This window comes from Spirochaetae bacterium HGW-Spirochaetae-1 (assembly GCA_002839375.1).
In the GTDB taxonomy this organism is placed as follows: Bacteria; Spirochaetota; UBA4802; order UBA4802; family UBA5550; genus PGXY01.
On record PGXY01000003.1, the window covers coordinates 33,863 to 49,858 of the forward strand.

A 15,996-nucleotide genomic window follows, 5' to 3' on the forward strand; every position below is an offset into this window, starting at 1 on the left:
TCGTTTATTAATAAAACGAAGGAGCAGTGTGGGGATTGAATATAATTTGTTTAAAAGAAAGGGGTCAGAGCATTTTTTTATAGAAAGAGGCTCTGCCCCCTAATATTATACAGTTATTATTTATGCCAACGATAAGAGGGACAGTGCCCCATTGAAAAAGTATACTTTCTCCGCTTAAATTAAAAAATAAATTTATTTGTAACAAATACTCAACAATTGAACTATTATACTATAATAGTTCAATATGTCAAAGTTGAAAATATCATGAACAAAGAAAAAAGGCAGAAAATCCTGGAATCAGCAGAAAAACTCTTTAATCGTTTTGGCATAAAAAAAACAGCCGTGGATGATATTGCATCTCTCGCCCATGTTGCCAAGGGTACCATTTATAATAATTTTGGCAGCAAGGAAGGTATTCTGAATGAGCTTTTAAAGGAAAAAATAAAAGAATTTGAAAAAGGCATAGAATATTCCCTGCAATCAATAAAAGACCCCCTGAGTCGCCTGAAGGTTATCCTAACAGAGCGAATTAATATTCTTATAAACAATCCTTTTCTTTCAGATGGTCTGCTTCGCATCAATGAAATCAGCCTTAAACAGTTAAGCCAGGACCTTGACAGAAAACTTCAACAGCTTATAAGTAAAATTATAGACAAGGATTTATCACGAATTTCCGAGCGGGATAAAGGTCATATTATCGATACTCTTTTTTATACACTACGCGGTATTGAAGAAACAATAAAAGAAAAATTTGACTCTATCACGAGGGAGCACATCGAACAAGATCTAGATTATCTTATAAAACGGATTTTTCCTGCTATAAAAACTAAAAACACAAATTACAAAAAGTAGAGAAGGAACATGATTACCGTTGACACACTGATATTTAATTTTATTCTGTTTTCCATTGCAGGGTGGTTGCTTGAAGTCCTGTATCGCTCCATAATAAACCGGCGCTTCATCAATCCCGGTTTCAATAAAGGTCCCTATGTACCTCTTTATGGGGTAGCATCTATTGTCATTATTCTCACCTATAGTTTTATCAAGGACCAGCCCCTGTATATACGTGCAATCATCTATTTCACTGCTACCACCGTACTGGAATATGTAACCGGAGAAGTATTGCTGCTCGTATTCAGACGACGTTGTTGGGACTACAGAAAAAACTTACTTAACTTCAGAGGCCATATTTGCCTATCCTTTTCCCTGGCATGGGTCGCTGCTTCTTTTGTTTTTGAGTTCATGCTCTACCCACTTTCATCAACTATTGTCAATCTAATGCAAGTTGATGTTATGAGAATGGTAAATATGACGTTCCTGGCATTATTGACTATTGATGTCTTCCATTCATCGGATCTCAGGGTCAGAGCAATTACTGTAAACAGACAACTCCTTGATCTCTTGTCGGAGCGATTTGATACATTCATCCATGAGATTGTAGGGATCTCTTTAATGCATGCTCCTTTACTGGGAGCCAAACGTCAATTGGTGAAGCTGTATGCGGTAAATATGCAGGATATCGGCCTCTTCGTTCGTAAAACACGACGCCAGATTGACGAAATACGGGACAGATTCGACCAACGCAGATATAGATGATAGTGGAAACTCGCTATAATGATAGAGGGATCGGAGCATAGTATGGTCTTAAAAACAAAATCTATGAGGTCAAAAATTAGACGGCGGGAAATACTCAACAAAATGCATAAAATCCCGGAAATTAAAGAAATACTGGAACATGAGCTCTTTATTTCTCTGGAATCCTTTCGTCATCATGGATCCATTTCATGCCTGGAACATAGTCTCAGTGTAGCAATTAAGGCCTTTGAAATGGCCCGAGGGGGCAGAGCCGATGAAATCGCCACTACTCGTGCCGCACTGCTCCATGATTTTTACCTCTATGACTGGCACATTGACAGCCCGGGTCTTCACGGGTTTAAACACCCCTACATCGCCCTACGTAATGCACAAAAATATTTTACTCTGAGCAACATTGAAAAGGACGCGATAAAACGACACATGTGGCCTCTGACCCCTATACCGCCACGATATCGTGAATCAATGATAGTTTCCATTGCTGACAAGGCCGTCACTTGGGAGGACTATCTGGGGAGAATGAAGAACGAAAAACATGAATTGTGTTCCGAATTGTGACGAAGTATGCCATTCTTTTGCAGCAGGGGGTCAGAGCCTGCCTGGAAACCACTTATTCTGTGAGGCTAAGACCCCAGCCCCCGTCGAATATACTCATTTTGTACTTTTATCTATCAATACTAGCCACTCTTTTGAAGGGGTTAAAAAAATGATACTCTGACCCGCCTCAGTAGTACCTTGCCGAAAAATGGAAACAGAGACAGTTTAATACCTCTTCGAAACAATGGCAGCCATGAAACTTTTTACATTTTTCAGTGCAAGCTCACCGGGCAATGACGACTTTTTCCATTTTGTTCAGGATTATTTTACCGTTATCATCACGCTTGGCCTGAATGTGTATGTAATACAGGCCGGGACCGAGACGCTTCTGTGCCTTGTTGGTGCCGCGCCATCCCTGGTCCTTGATGTTCTGGCCGCCTTTACGGAAAGCACCATCAAGCAAGGTCGTTACCGGGCGGCCCTTGATATCATAGACCTTGATGGTCACATAGGCGTCGTGCGAGAGATAATACGCCGGATAGGCTACAGGATTGGATTTGGTTATGACATTGTTCAGGATACGCGTTGGCCAGGGCTGAAAGGTGGGCTGGGTGGTGTTGACCCAGAAACGCCATTCATTGTCATCCCATGGAGTGGCTGCACCTACAAGATCAAGCTCAGAATTATGATCTACATAGCTGGTCCCCGTAGTTGTATTTATCTCCAATATAAACCGCACTCCCGTATTAGCGGTCAATAATGAATGAGTGGTCGGTATAAAAACATCCCATTGATTAGGCGCGTATTTATTCATGGAAAAACTAAATCTCGTAACATTATCCACGAGATTTAAAATATTATCATCAGATTCGACTCCCTGATTTAATCCATCTCCCGCGGCGATTACATTAACGGATGTCGGCAAGGTATCTCCCTCAATTGAAGCAATAATATGTATGGCATTTTGTCTAACTGGTTTTGAGCTTCCATCGTTATCGGAAAATAAAGTATCTGTATATCTGGTAATACCATCGGAAAGAGTAATTGTCACGGAAGAGGCCGCTGTCTGTGCATGCAGAATAGTCGTGCCATCGCTTCTCGGTCTGTTGGCTACCGCCACTTCATTGCCATAGACATCAGCGGCAGAAACAATGAATTCATAGGTTGTAAGTGCGCTGAGACCCGTAATGTCTGCAAAGGAAGTCGTGGCGTCACTAAGATCATAGGTCCCGCCGGCGTTATATACAGCCGCTGTATAGCGGTCGATCATGGACCATGGCGAAGTGTCGGTGATATCATATACACGGAAATACAGCCGGTATGTGTTAAAATCTCCATCCGCCGCTGGAGGAACAGCATCAACAGGATTCCATTCTATCCGTATGGACGATGCCGTTGATGAAGTAAAAAGAGCGCCGTTAGCCACAGGGGCATTCCCGTCAAAGGGAGGCGAAGCTAAACCCGGCGGGTCGCCGTTTTCCCAGTGTATTCGGTGTGTGACAGGTTGTGTGATATATGTGGCATTATTCCTGTGCTGACCGTAAGTGAGTGCGCTTCCAAAGGCTCCATCATAGGTATTGTAAATTTCATGATTATGTGTATCAGTAACATCGGCTGCTACGGTAATTCCCGTTGTATTGAGCGCCGCTATCCCGAAATTTGCACCATTCGGGATGGTAACAATAGTTATAACATTTTGAGTGGAGTCACGCAGTTCAATTGTTGTATTGCCTATCATGGCGCCGCCGCCGGCGAGCAGCCTGGCATTGACGCGTACCTGGGTTCCGCTTACCAGCAGGCTTCGATAATAATTGGCCGGGTCATTATCAACTCCGCCGCCGTTAAAGAAAATAATATCCGTCACCTCAATTTCATTGCAGTAAATCGAAAGATTATTAGCCGTATCCACGGGCCCGCCTGTTGTGGTCATGGCAGCTCGGAGGACCACTGTATACGCTGCTGCAGCATTGGGAACACCGGCCACATTAAAGGCCGAGTCTGCCACATTTACAGTCTGCCCATCAGTTTCATCAGCATCGACGCCCACAGAATAATTACCGGCTCCCGGTGCGACAATAAGGGTAGTACCGGTGATCTCACCGGCGCCGGAATCGGCACGGGATGCTACGGCATCAGCCGTAGTTGCTCCGGGAATATCATACACAATCTCATCACCGGTCACCTGGAAGGGCCCGTGATAACGATTCACATAACCATCGGCAGCTTCATCATTCAGTGCGAAATTGAGTATGCGGATGCTGGATACCACTCCATATGATACGCTCTGAGTGTCAGTGTCCGTTGATGTAACAGTTGCCGATGCTTCCACTGAACGATTAGCTGCCCAACCAGACTCAGCTGTTGACCATAAAATGGTTATTCCCAGGGTTGCCGTAAAATTCTGTGGTGTTCCCGTAACGTTTACAGTGGAAAGAGTTATAGGCCCTGTCTGCGAAGTAATGGCGACTGTCGGGACTGCCGGCCATATGCCAGAAAGGCTTACTGCCGCCACTAAATTCGTTGCATTGTTGATCGTAACCCGCACATCACTGACAGCCGACCAGTCAGTGGGAGATGCCGCTGGATCAATTACCTGTACACTGAAATTATAAGTCTTACCGGCAAGATAATATCCCCGACCATCTGAAAGAGTCGTAGGATTTGCCGGCGTGAGAGAGATGGCGGTTATTGCACCTTTGACTCCACTCTGAGGTATCAGAATTAAGGCAGTGAAGAAGAAAACAAGCACAAGAAGGCGGTTTTCGGTCAATTTTGTCATTATTATCGCTTTATATTGTTGCTATTTTTTTAGTATTTTATTACTATTAACATGAATAGATATGCTCTTTTAGAGTGATTCTTTGTATAAAATATATAATATACGGCTATTTAGCAAGTAAAATACTGTTACAGTGATGAATAAAATAAGAGGCTTTTTTACATGATATTTAAATCGGTTAAATTTTTATATAGTTCAATCTTTTGTATATCCATTATGCTTGGAGCATCGTGTGGGGATATTGCTCCCACTATAGATGTAAACGACATTATCACAACTACACCCAGCACACCGCCGGGATCAACGGAGATGACCGCTTCACTGGTGTTTCCATCAATTAATTCCCGCAATGATGCAAATATTGTCCTTTCCTTCTCTGATGTTGTGGACAGCACGACTCTCACGGGAAGACTGACTATTGACGGCTCAACATCGGGAGCTCATGTCTTCACCGGAATCAGCGGGAATTCCAGCGTCTATTCCCTTGACCCTACTGTTAATTTCGCCAATAGCGAGACCGTCACTGTGACACTCAGCACCGGTATAACTAATTTCGACGGCAGCAAAAATCTCCGTATGGCCACCACGGCTACAACAACCGTTTTCAATTTCACTGTGGCAGCCACCACAACAGGCCAGCCTTCAGAAGATCCCTACATCATTACTGGATCACAGTACCCTGCGCCGGGAAGCACGGTGAGCATAAACGAAGACAGAATATATGTTGCCTTTTCAAAAGAGGTTATGAACGTTTCCGGTAATTATACCATAACGGGCAGCACCAGCGGCGCTCTTGAAGGTATAGCTGTTGCAACCGATGTCAACCTGGATGGTCTTGTATGGGAGCTGCCGATATCGGGATCTCCCGTCTATGGAGAAACAATTACTGTTGAACTCACCGCAGGCATTACCGATACGTTTCTGGCACCCATAACTCTCGTTACATGGGATTTTGATATTGAAGCGGCACCGACGACCTTTGACCCCTTTGAGATATATCCAACTTCCGTCCGCGTGACCAATGTCACAGAAAACAGCGCCATAATCAGATGGACTACTAATGCCCCGGTACTGGACACGGACGCACGGGTCAATTATGCAGAGGATACCGGGTATGTCAACAGCGAAGATGAAGGGGCCACAGGCACCGAATCCTTCACCGTGCACGCCGTAACGCTCACCGGCCTTGCGTCGGGGAAAAAACACTATTACCAGGTCTATTCTGAAAACGCAGCAGCAGCTTCCGATACTTATATAGGCACTTTTATAACGGATTTTGGCGCTGCGGATACATCTGATCCCGTGAGTACCACCGGAAACAATAAAAGCGGCATTACCCTTGTACAGAACACGGATAACGGCGGCACCCCGAACGGTTCGTCGTATGCTGTTTGGCTCAACGGTCTGGATGCCTATGCTTTCTTCTTCGATACGGACGCTTCAATCCCATGGGGGCTTGACGGCGAGGTCATCGACAGTAATGGCTCATCCACGGCCGTTACGGCAATTCGTGACGGTTTCGGTTCGATGATTGTGGCAATGAATGACGCATCCAATAATATCCGCGCTAAAATGGTCTCTGACAACGCCGGGACTATAGAATACGCCGATATATGGCATGGCGGCGCCACCGCATGGGGTAACTCAGCCGCCTCGGCGGGCAACAGCATCGGAACCGGAACAAATGTGAGTATGGCCGTGGTATGGGGAGGGCTGGGCAACAACAACGCCGATGGAGATTTCATTACACCCCTCACTTCGGGCGATATTGAGATGGATATTCCGGCAAATCCCTTTTATGATTTCGATTCGGATTTAATGACCGGCATCACCGCCAGCGATTTACTGATAAACACAGGCACCCATGGCATCGTAACTGCAACCCCATCGACAAACTTCCGTCATGTCAGCGGCCAGTCTTCATCGATCATAAGCGCAACAAACAATTACGCCATCGGAGACATCAGCACTACTGATCCATTAGTCAGCGCCATTGACCACCTTATCAACAATATGGGCAATCCCGCCACATTATACCGTGACGATGCAAATCCGACAGCCGGACTCCCTGTGGAAGTTAATGTATATACAGCCCATGGATACAATCCTGACAAGGGGACATGGCAGGTGGACGCCGGTGATATCCTTTATGACGGCACATCTATTTACAGGATAATCAGCGCTGTTACGGAAATTGACTTCGCAACCGCCAACACCACTGAATATACCGGCAACAGCAATGACGCTTTCAACCCAACGCTCCTGAAGGACGCACTGGCGGATTTTATAACAGATGGTGTTGCCGCGGGTGATCTTGTTATACGAACGGACCTCACCGATTATGCTACGGTTACAGCTGTTGTTTCCGCCACTGAACTTGAACTTTCCGATCAGATATTCACCGCAACGGGACAACCCTACACAATATATCCTGAGATCAGAAGCGGCATTTCCAATAACAGCTGGTTTGAGGAAAGTCAGGTTGATGACGGGACGGATTTCCAGAGTGGTACACCTGCCATTACTGGCGGTGGGGTCGGAGTAGGTGATCTTGTACGTGACAGTAACGGTAACACCCTGGCAAATGATGATGATTATGCTTATGTTGATACGGTTGACAATGAAACCCAGCTTACTCTTACGGCCGCAATAATGGAGTCAAGCATAGGAGGAACCAATAATACCTATTTCATCTATCAAACCAGCGCCGCAGCAATAAGCTCCGGCAATACAGGGGCTTTCCCAACAAGCCGGCTCTATGATGCAGCAGCAACATTTATTACTGACGGAACAGTTGCTTCGGGAGATATTATTGAAAACATTAGTCTCACATCCTATGCGTTTATTGACTCCATCGCTTCGGAAACAGAAATTGACGCTGCTACTACGGGATTCTTCACGGCCAGCGGACAAAATTACCAGATACATACCGGCAGATATTGCGACACCCACTTTGGGGCAACCATGTTTACCAGCTACTACGAGATTACCGTTGACAGCGATATTAACGCAAATCTTTCAACATTCACTATTTATAACACCCTGGTCAGTGGTACCGCAGATGCAGAGCCCACCAACCCTCTCTATGATGATGATGCCAACTTCACGGCCATACCTGTCCAGGATAATGACGTGGCGGTCAATGTTACGGCTGGCTCCACCGCGGTGAGCCTGGTGGACAGTATCGGATTTACTATGCGGGCCAGAGCCATAGGTATGGATGACAATATTATGAACGACGGAGATTCCTATTATCTCCTTCGCTTCATCGATCCGGCTGAATATGTCAATATTACCCAGATAGGAACATCCACCGGCGATGCCCTGAACACCCTCATCGATACCAACGGAACTTTTGCCACTGCAACCGATGAAGTCAAAAAAGGAGACATCATATACAATCTGACGGACAACCGTTATGCTGTTGCGGCTACTGATTCCAGCATCGACAATGAAGTCGAACTTAACAAGGACATCTTCGATACCGGGGAAGATTACATCATAATTAGAAGCGACATTCCCGTAATTGAAACGGGCGTTAATACCGGCACTGGAGCGACCCTCACCGACACCAGCGCAGCCTTCACTTCGGCCAACGCCCCGGTAACACCGGGAGACATTGTGCATAATACTACTACAGGTGATGACGCTGTAGTAGTAACGATAAATACTGGTACGCAGCTGATCCTGAACAGTGCTATCATGAACAGCGGCGACAGCTATTACATCGCCCAGCCACGGGTACTCTTTGCCTATCAAACAGGAGGGGGCATCTACGCAACACTGGTAAATCTTAGGGATGGTTCACTCTTTGACCAGGACAACGACGGAGACAATACAAATGACGAACTTACCATAGCCGCAGCCGGAACAAATCCTCATATAATCAGCGATGGACTGGGAAGCAGTTTCATTGCATATCAAAATGCCGGAACAATCTATGTCCGGACAATTGATGGAGCAGGGAATAATCTGAGCGGCACATACTCGATAGCCGGAACTATTCTTGATGTAATAAGCGATAATAATAACGGCATTTATCTTCTCTATCAGAATGGCGGCAATTGGGGAGTTGATCGGTTATCTGTTCCAACGGCTTCCGCCTGGGGCGGCGCGGTAACTCTTGCAGGAAGTGACACAGTATTGACTGTATGTCCTTCGGGGGATGCTATCATCACCTATGTCGACGGCAGCAACGATATTGTGATGACAAAACTGGTTGCCGGATCAGGCACTGTTTCAAACAGTTACACTATCGAAGTGGGCACCGGTGACCCTTATACTCCTGTTTATTACATACTCTCACTTTCCATAACCGGCGATGAAAACGGCGGTGCGATAGTGTCCTGGATCGACGACCGTTATTACACCAACATGGGCCTGACTGCCTTCACTCAGACCTTCGATACAACACTTACGCCGGAACAAGACAATGATACGGTTTCCGGAGACTATACCGGCCTGTTCCTCAATGCCCTAAGCACCGATGACAATGACGAAGCGTGGATACGCCCACTCTATTTCAACGATGGAGGCACCCCCTATGGCGCCCTGTATCTGTGGCTGGATTACCGCAATGCTCAAGCTGATATCTACTACTATACTCTGAACAGGCCTTAATACAAAACAAACATTTTTACAAAAGCATAGTCATATCCAACATATATCACCCTTCACAAAAAGGGTGATATTCTCTTTTAACCGCCGGGAAGCAGCAACACTCATATCTTTATCCACGAGTATTACCGAAATATCCTTTTTCTTTTCCAGCACTTTCAGCGCCGCGTCACGACCCATAACAAACAGGGCCGTGGCCCAGACGTCGGCCAGCATGGGGTCATTGCACAGAACCGAAACCGAGGCTAATGTCTCCGCCGGGTAACCGGTCCGTGGATCAATAATGTGATGATACCGTTTTCCCTTATACTCGGCGAAGCGTTCATAGTCACCGCTCGTGGCCACGGACTCCCCGTCCGGCATGGCAATAGCCATAAGCAGTTCCGGCTCACGGGGATGGCGAAGGCCCGTAACCCAGGGTTTTCCGTATTTACTCCCCATAACCAGAAGATCACCGCCCTCCTCGACGATGGCATTCCTCACGCCCTTTTCCTTTAAAATTTCCATGGCGCGACGCACGGCATAGCCCTTGGCAATGCCGCCGAGTCCGATCTTCATGCCCCTCCGGCGAAAAAAGATTGTCCGCTTTGAGGCATCAAGGATAATATTACGGTAATCCACAAGAGGCATCATGCTTCTGACAGCGCCCTCCCGTGGCGGAATGAAATGTTCGCTTTTATAATTCCACAGCTGTGCCAGGGAAGCGAAGCTGACATCGAAGGCGCCGCCGCTTTCCCGCGATACTCCCTGGGCCGCATCAAAGACCAGAAAGGTATCGGCGGAAACCGTGACGGGAGAAAACTGGGCCGATGCATTGATCCGCCACACGTCGCCTTCACGGCTCACGGGGCTCATGAGTTTCTCGATACGTTCTATCTCATCAAAGGCGGCCGACGAGGCGCGGGCCGCGGTTGTATCATCGGCGATTATCGTGAGATTGATGATAGTGCCCAGCTGCGGCCGGCTCACCTGATGCATGCTCTCACGGCACGCCGTATTCATGGTTGTCAGAATGATAAGGTACATCAGTGCAGTATGGCGGTATGTTTTAATAACTGTATTCATGATCCGGCACATTTATATAGAATATATATCACGTACGGTACGGTCGCGACCGTACCGTACTATTATTTAATCCAGAATTCCCGTTCAATTTCCTGCACAACTCCGGGGATATCCCGAAAGCCGTGCACTATCCAGCGTTCTCCGGCTATCTCCCTCTCACCGGCATGACCGAAGGCGCAGCCTACAAAGGGAACATCATTCTTTTTCGCGGCCATGCGGTCCGATTCGCGGTCACCTATCATGATGATGAGATCATTGGCTTCTACCCTCTTTCGGTAGAGGGACACGATATCGCTCTTATCGGGAATATCATTGTTAATGTAGAGGAGGGGTGAAGAAAAAAACTTCAGAATAGAATGAGTATGCAGGATGGCCTCAATATACTCGCGCCTGCCGTTGGATGCCGTAAGTATTTTATATGACTCCTTCCAGAATCCCTCGAGAACCTCATAACATCCGTCGATGAGCCTCCCTCCCCCCCTGCTTATAATGGTCACGAAACTGCTGTTGCACGCATCATTCACCAGCATGAGTTCATCTTCCCCGAGCTGGGGGAAAAACCGGATATATATCTCGTGGGCCGGCAGGCCTACCAGGGCCATAATTTCCCGGTGGTCGGGTATACGCATGTCATCGCGCCCCAGCCTGCGGGCGGCATCAATTATGCCGTTTCGGAAGGCGTCCACCACGATATCAGCTGAATCATAGATGGTGCCGTCGATATCAAAGGCGAGATATGTTGTGCCCTTTTTTTGCATAATAATATGTGTGAATTACTCCGCATAACTGTCAATAAAAAAAGCACTTTTAATCCTTGACGCGCCATTTACCCTTCTATTAAAAGGATATTCTGTGGCCTTTACCGCCTTTTCCCGGCTAAGAAAATAATTTCACCCCGGGTTACTCATGATTGACAAGGAAATGAAGGTGAATACGGCAGTTAAAATCGGCAGTCTTGTCCTCAAAAACCCCGTAACCGTTGCTTCGGGAACAGCAGGCTACGGCGAGGAACTTTCCCGTTTCATGGATATATCCCGCCTCGGTGCCATCTTCACCAAGGGCCTGAGCCTGAAACCCCGTATCGGAAACCGGGGCAACAGGGTCCTGGAAACTCCATCGGGACTGCTCAACTCAATCGGACTGGAAAATGTGGGACTCGATGCCTTTCTCGATAAAAAGCTCCCTTTTTTGTTAAAAAATAATGCCGAGGCCATCCCCAATGTGGCGGGTCATTCCGAGGATGAAAACGTGGAACTGTGCCGCATCCTTTCGGTCACGGGGGGCATACATGCCGTGGAGCTTAACGTATCGTGCCCGAATGTTAAGGAGGGCGGTATCGCCTTCGGTACGAACCTGGAGGTCTTCACTCGTCTCCTGGAAAAAGTGAGGAAAGCCACGCAATGCGTCCTCATCGTGAAGCTTTCCCCGAACGTGACAGACATCACCCAGTTCGCCCTGCGGGCTCAGGAAGTGGGCGTTGACGCCCTTTCGGCAGTGAACACCTACCTGGGAATGAAAATCGACATAAAAACAGGCAAACCTCACTTCAACAACAAGGTAGCCGGCCTTAGCGGACCGGCCATACGCCCCCTGGCTGTGAGGACAGTGTACCAGATATGCGAGAAGGTGAACATACCGGTCATCGGCCTGGGAGGCATCGCCTCACTGGAAGACATGCTGGAATTCATGATGGCCGGGGCCGCTGCGATTTCCGTGGGCACCATGAACATGGTGGATCCCGACATCTCGGTGAGACTCATTGATGAGCTTGAATCATATATGCAGAATGAGAAAATCACCGATATTGCGGCGATCATCGGAAAGGCGCACCGTTGATTTTCGCCCCCGGCGTATAAATTAATTATTTGGGAATAAACCGGTCGTCGCCGCCCCCGGAGGGGGCTTAGAATTAAAACTTTTTATTGATATTTATAAAAAACAGCCAATTATTAAACCCCTTGTGGGGGTGGCGACTGCATATTGATATATATTAGCAGATTTATTCGCCGGGGTCGGCCTCTATGCTTCTTTAAGTATATTATACAATATTATATTTTAAAAAATTATTCTTTTCCGGAGAAACACATGAAATACTGGAACAGCACACTGCAAAAAATGGACGAGTACGTTCCCGGCGAGCAGCCGGAAAATCTCGATCAGTACATAAAACTCAACACCAATGAAAATCCTTTCCCTCCTTCAAAATCAGTCCTGGAGGCCATAAGGAACGCCGTCAATGACAATCTGCGCCGTTATCCCAATCCCACGGGCAATACGGTAAGGGGACTCTTTGCTGCGGAGAACGGCATCAGCGCCGACAATGTCTTCATAGGAAACGGGTCTGATGAAATTTTCACGCTCATTTTCAGAGGCTTCATCGAAAAAAACGGGACCGCTGCGTTCCCCTATCCTTCCTACTCTCTGTATAACACTCTTGCCCAGGGAAACGGTATCGCCTTTGAAACGGTGCCCCTCAAAAAGGATTTCTCCTACGACCTGAATCTCTTTCTGAAAAAAGCCTATGACCTGGTGATCATCGCCAATCCCAATAATCCCACGGCGACCTATTGTTCCGTCGAGGAGATCGACCGTTTCTGTTCCAGGTTCAAAGGACTGCTGGTCGTTGATGAGGCATACATCGATTTCTACGGCGGATCTTCGCTCGCGCTTATACAAAAATACGACAACCTCATTGTCACCCGCTCCTTTTCAAAATCCTACTCCCTGGCAGGACTCCGCGTGGGCATGGCCCTGGCCAATGCCGACATTATACGGGGGCTGGTGAAGATAAAGGATTCGTATAACGTGGATATGCTTGCCCTTGCGGGCGCGGGCGCGGCACTTAAAGACACCAAAGCATTCAATTACAACATAGAGATGATGAGAAACAACAAGGAGTACCTGGAAGAGCGCCTCGAAGGGCTGGGATTCACCTCGATTCCTTCCAGAGCCAATTTCATCTTTACAAAACATCCCGGTGTTTCGGCCACGGAGATATACGAGGCCCTGAAGGAACAAAAGATACTCGTGCGCCACTTCAAAGGAGATGTCCTGTCCGAATATATCCGCATATCGGTGGGCACCATGATGGAGATAAAGGCCCTGTGCAAGGCCCTGGAGACTATTGTGTGAACCGGATAATTTTCCCCGAGGTGTTGGTAACGGTGCTGCGCTGAACCAGTTCATCAAAGGTGAGCTGATTGATTTCGTATTTCAGCACGTCCTCTTTCTGTATCCAGATATTCACCTGCTCATCGGAATCGACGCCCTTCCATTTAAAACCGATGACCATTCCCACGACTTCTTTTTCACCGAAGATGGTCTTGCACGAGTTCATGGTTTCCATAATGGATTCCATGTACTCATGAATGAGGGCCAGGGCGACCCTGTCATACTGTTTATTTGAAATATCCCCGGCCAGAATGTCCAGTCCCAGGTAAAGCCGGTCACGATCTGATGACTTCTTGTCAAAATAGAAACCGATACTCCCCTTGCCGATGGTCATGCCCTTGTTTTCCGTGATATCGCCGGCGATGCCAATGAGATATTTATGATAACGGTCCTGAAATGCCGCTCCATTGGTGGTATAACGCTGAATGTCAACAAGCAGATCGGCATACTTTTCATTCTTTTCCTGAGAGTATTGATTGAGAATGGCCTTTTCCCTCACCTCTCTCTGCCTGTCAGGATCCTTGACTGAACGGGAACCACAGGTGGAAAGAAACAGAATGATTATGATGATAAAAAATTTGACAATTCTGGAGTTCATGGCGATTACATACCTCGTTTGCATGATAACACTTTTCAATATAATTATCGTATAAAATCGGTATAAATTAAAGCACGAAATTACCCCTGAGATATAAGACTTGGTTTCCGGGGGGTCAGAGCTTCGGTTTAAACCCCCTCAAGGGGGTGGTGACAATCGATAAATGAGCATAATGAGTGTCTTCGCCGGGGACCGGGGTCAGAGCCCTCCCGATTCCCGGGATTTAACTAATATGGAAAATAGACCGAAAATAAGTAACATGAAAAGTAAAATAATTCAAAAACACGGAACATTGATACGAATACTTATATTCCCGGCAATTATTTCTATTTTATCCTGTTTATCCTGCGCCTCAAAAGCCGACTACTACCTCCCCGTTACTCCTTCATATGTGAAGACGGGACTGGAGGTATTTCTAAAAAAGCATGCGAAAAAATACAAGGGAAAAAACTGTCTCCTCATCACCAATCATTCCGGGGTAAACCGCGACCTGCAGTCAAATATAAACCTCCTCCGGGAAAAGGGTATCATCATCTATATGGTCATGGCCCCGGAACACGGCATTTACGGATACGAAAACGAGTATGATAAAAGGCTGTATAACGGCGACGATACGCACGGCGCCGTCATCTACAACATGCATAAACTGGAACAGGGTCAGGTCCGTTTCCTGGCCGGAAAGGCCGATATAGTCATCTTTGATATCCAGGATATGGGCATGCGCTGCTACACCTATGTTTCGGACCTGAAGTTCGTCATGGACGACCTGCACGATACGGACAAGGAACTCATTGTACTGGACCGCCCCGATCCCATAGGCTACCTGGGCATTGACGGGGCCATGCTCGACAATAAATTTTTCACCCGTTTCGTCAGTTCCTTCCCGGCCCCCTTTATATACAACATGACCATGGGAGAAGCGGCCCTCTATTACCGCGGCGAAACGGGAAAGAAAATCAAGCTCCGTGTCATTCCCATGCAGGGCTATGACCGCCGTATGTTTTATCATAATACGGGCCTTCCCTGGATACCGCCCTCGCCCAATCTGCCCACGTATGAATCGGCCATAATCTACTCAGGCATGGTTCTCATGGAAGGAATAAACATTTCCCTTGGCAGGGGGACCACCAAGCCATTCCAGTATATCGGCGCCCCCTGGATAGACGCGGCTACATTCTGCCGTGACCTTAACGGCCTGGGCCTTAAAAATTTCCGATTCAGGCCCATTTACTTTGAGCCCACATTCAGCAAATATCGAGGACAAAAATGCGGCGGCGCCCACATCCTTTACACCGGCGGTGTCTTCAGCCCCACGGAAGTTTCCTACAGGATAATTCAGTATATCCTGAAAAATTATCGTTATGCGAAATGGGAAAAACACAAGGTCTGGTACAGTGTAGACACCCTGGCCGGAACCGATACCTTCAGAACATCCATAAACGAAGGAAAGAGCTTCGGGGAATTCCAGGCTTCCATAAAGAAACGACAAAAGAAATTCCTCAAAAAAAGAAAGAAATATACCCTGTATTGATTCTTTTCCAATATGACAGAGCATATGCCCCCGAGGGAGGGGCGAGTATCAATAAATGCAAGGATTGAGCATATCCGCCCGGGGCCGGTTTCAGAGCCTGAATCA

At 47.1% G+C, this 15,996-nt stretch carries 11 protein-coding genes; 7 read left to right on the plus strand and 4 right to left on the minus strand.

Annotation, left to right across the window (positions count from 1 at the left end; translation table 11 throughout):
• Positions 1-264: 264 nt before the first annotated feature.
• The 3 genes from CVV44_04840 (at position 265) to CVV44_04850 (ending at position 2,151) form a co-directional block, all read left to right on the plus strand.
• Positions 265-852: a hypothetical protein gene (locus CVV44_04840; protein PKL39554.1), complete on the plus strand. Its 588-nt coding sequence runs from the start codon at positions 265-267 to the stop codon at positions 850-852.
• A gap of 9 nt (positions 853-861) precedes the next feature.
• Positions 862-1,596: a hypothetical protein gene (locus tag CVV44_04845; GenBank protein ID PKL39555.1), complete on the plus strand. Its 735-nt coding sequence runs from the start codon at positions 862-864 to the stop codon at positions 1,594-1,596.
• 102 nt (positions 1,597-1,698) lie between these two features.
• Positions 1,699-2,151, plus strand: a complete 453-nt coding sequence (locus CVV44_04850) for an HD family phosphohydrolase (GenBank protein PKL40117.1) — start codon at positions 1,699-1,701, stop codon at positions 2,149-2,151.
• Positions 2,152-2,413: 262 nt separating this feature from the next.
• Here CVV44_04850 and CVV44_04855 read toward each other — a convergent pair whose 3' ends face one another.
• Positions 2,414-4,399 (minus strand): hypothetical protein, encoded by a 1,986-nt coding sequence (locus CVV44_04855; protein ID PKL39556.1) that lies wholly within the window; start codon positions 4,397-4,399, stop codon positions 2,414-2,416.
• An 819-nt stretch (positions 4,400-5,218) separates the two neighbouring features.
• Here CVV44_04855 and CVV44_04860 point away from each other — a divergent pair.
• On the plus strand, positions 5,219-9,529 hold the full coding sequence (locus CVV44_04860; protein PKL39557.1) for a hypothetical protein: 4,311 nt from the start codon (positions 5,219-5,221) through the stop codon (positions 9,527-9,529).
• 30 nt (positions 9,530-9,559) lie between these two features.
• On the opposite strand, the gene CVV44_04865 is transcribed toward CVV44_04860, so the two are convergent.
• Together CVV44_04865 and CVV44_04870 are read right to left on the minus strand one after the other, a co-directional pair.
• Positions 9,560-10,603: a hypothetical protein gene (locus CVV44_04865; protein PKL39558.1), complete on the minus strand. Its 1,044-nt coding sequence runs from the start codon at positions 10,601-10,603 to the stop codon at positions 9,560-9,562.
• 50 nt (positions 10,604-10,653) lie between these two features.
• Complete coding sequence (locus CVV44_04870) at positions 10,654-11,349, minus strand: hypothetical protein (protein PKL39559.1); 696 nt, start codon at positions 11,347-11,349, stop codon at positions 10,654-10,656.
• 163 nt (positions 11,350-11,512) lie between these two features.
• Here CVV44_04870 and CVV44_04875 point away from each other — a divergent pair, with 163 nt between their 5' ends.
• Both CVV44_04875 and CVV44_04880 read left to right on the plus strand, forming a co-directional pair.
• On the plus strand, positions 11,513-12,427 hold the full coding sequence (locus CVV44_04875) for a dihydroorotate dehydrogenase (GenBank protein PKL40118.1): 915 nt from the start codon (positions 11,513-11,515) through the stop codon (positions 12,425-12,427).
• 249 nt (positions 12,428-12,676) lie between these two features.
• Positions 12,677-13,723: a histidinol-phosphate transaminase gene (locus tag CVV44_04880; protein PKL39560.1), complete on the plus strand. Its 1,047-nt coding sequence runs from the start codon at positions 12,677-12,679 to the stop codon at positions 13,721-13,723.
• Here CVV44_04880 and CVV44_04885 read toward each other — a convergent pair.
• Positions 13,713-14,360 (minus strand): hypothetical protein, encoded by a 648-nt coding sequence (locus CVV44_04885; GenBank protein PKL39561.1) that lies wholly within the window; start codon positions 14,358-14,360, stop codon positions 13,713-13,715. The genes CVV44_04880 and CVV44_04885 overlap by 11 nt on opposite strands.
• 163 nt (positions 14,361-14,523) lie before the next feature.
• Between CVV44_04885 and CVV44_04890 the strand changes: the two genes are divergently transcribed.
• The gene (locus CVV44_04890) at positions 14,524-15,891 is read left to right on the plus strand and encodes a hypothetical protein (protein ID PKL39562.1); all 1,368 of its coding nucleotides are present in this window, start codon (positions 14,524-14,526) and stop codon (positions 15,889-15,891) included.
• Positions 15,892-15,996 lie beyond the last annotated feature (105 nt).

Coding starts and splice junctions, on each gene's coding strand:
- CVV44_04840 (PKL39554.1), top strand. CDS start 265: ATGAACAAAGAAAAAAGGCAGAAAATCCTGGAATCAGCAGAAAAACTC.
- CVV44_04845 (PKL39555.1), top strand. CDS start 862: ATGATTACCGTTGACACACTGATATTTAATTTTATTCTGTTTTCCATT.
- CVV44_04850 (PKL40117.1), top strand. CDS start 1,699: ATGCATAAAATCCCGGAAATTAAAGAAATACTGGAACATGAGCTCTTT.
- CVV44_04860 (PKL39557.1), top strand. CDS start 5,219: ATGACCGCTTCACTGGTGTTTCCATCAATTAATTCCCGCAATGATGCA.
- CVV44_04865 (PKL39558.1), bottom strand. CDS start 10,603: ATGTGCCGGATCATGAATACAGTTATTAAAACATACCGCCATACTGCA.
- CVV44_04870 (PKL39559.1), bottom strand. CDS start 11,349: ATGCAAAAAAAGGGCACAACATATCTCGCCTTTGATATCGACGGCACC.
- CVV44_04875 (PKL40118.1), top strand. CDS start 11,513: ATGAAGGTGAATACGGCAGTTAAAATCGGCAGTCTTGTCCTCAAAAAC.
- CVV44_04880 (PKL39560.1), top strand. CDS start 12,677: ATGAAATACTGGAACAGCACACTGCAAAAAATGGACGAGTACGTTCCC.
- CVV44_04885 (PKL39561.1), bottom strand. CDS start 14,360: ATGAACTCCAGAATTGTCAAATTTTTTATCATCATAATCATTCTGTTT.
- CVV44_04890 (PKL39562.1), top strand. CDS start 14,524: ATGAGCATAATGAGTGTCTTCGCCGGGGACCGGGGTCAGAGCCCTCCC.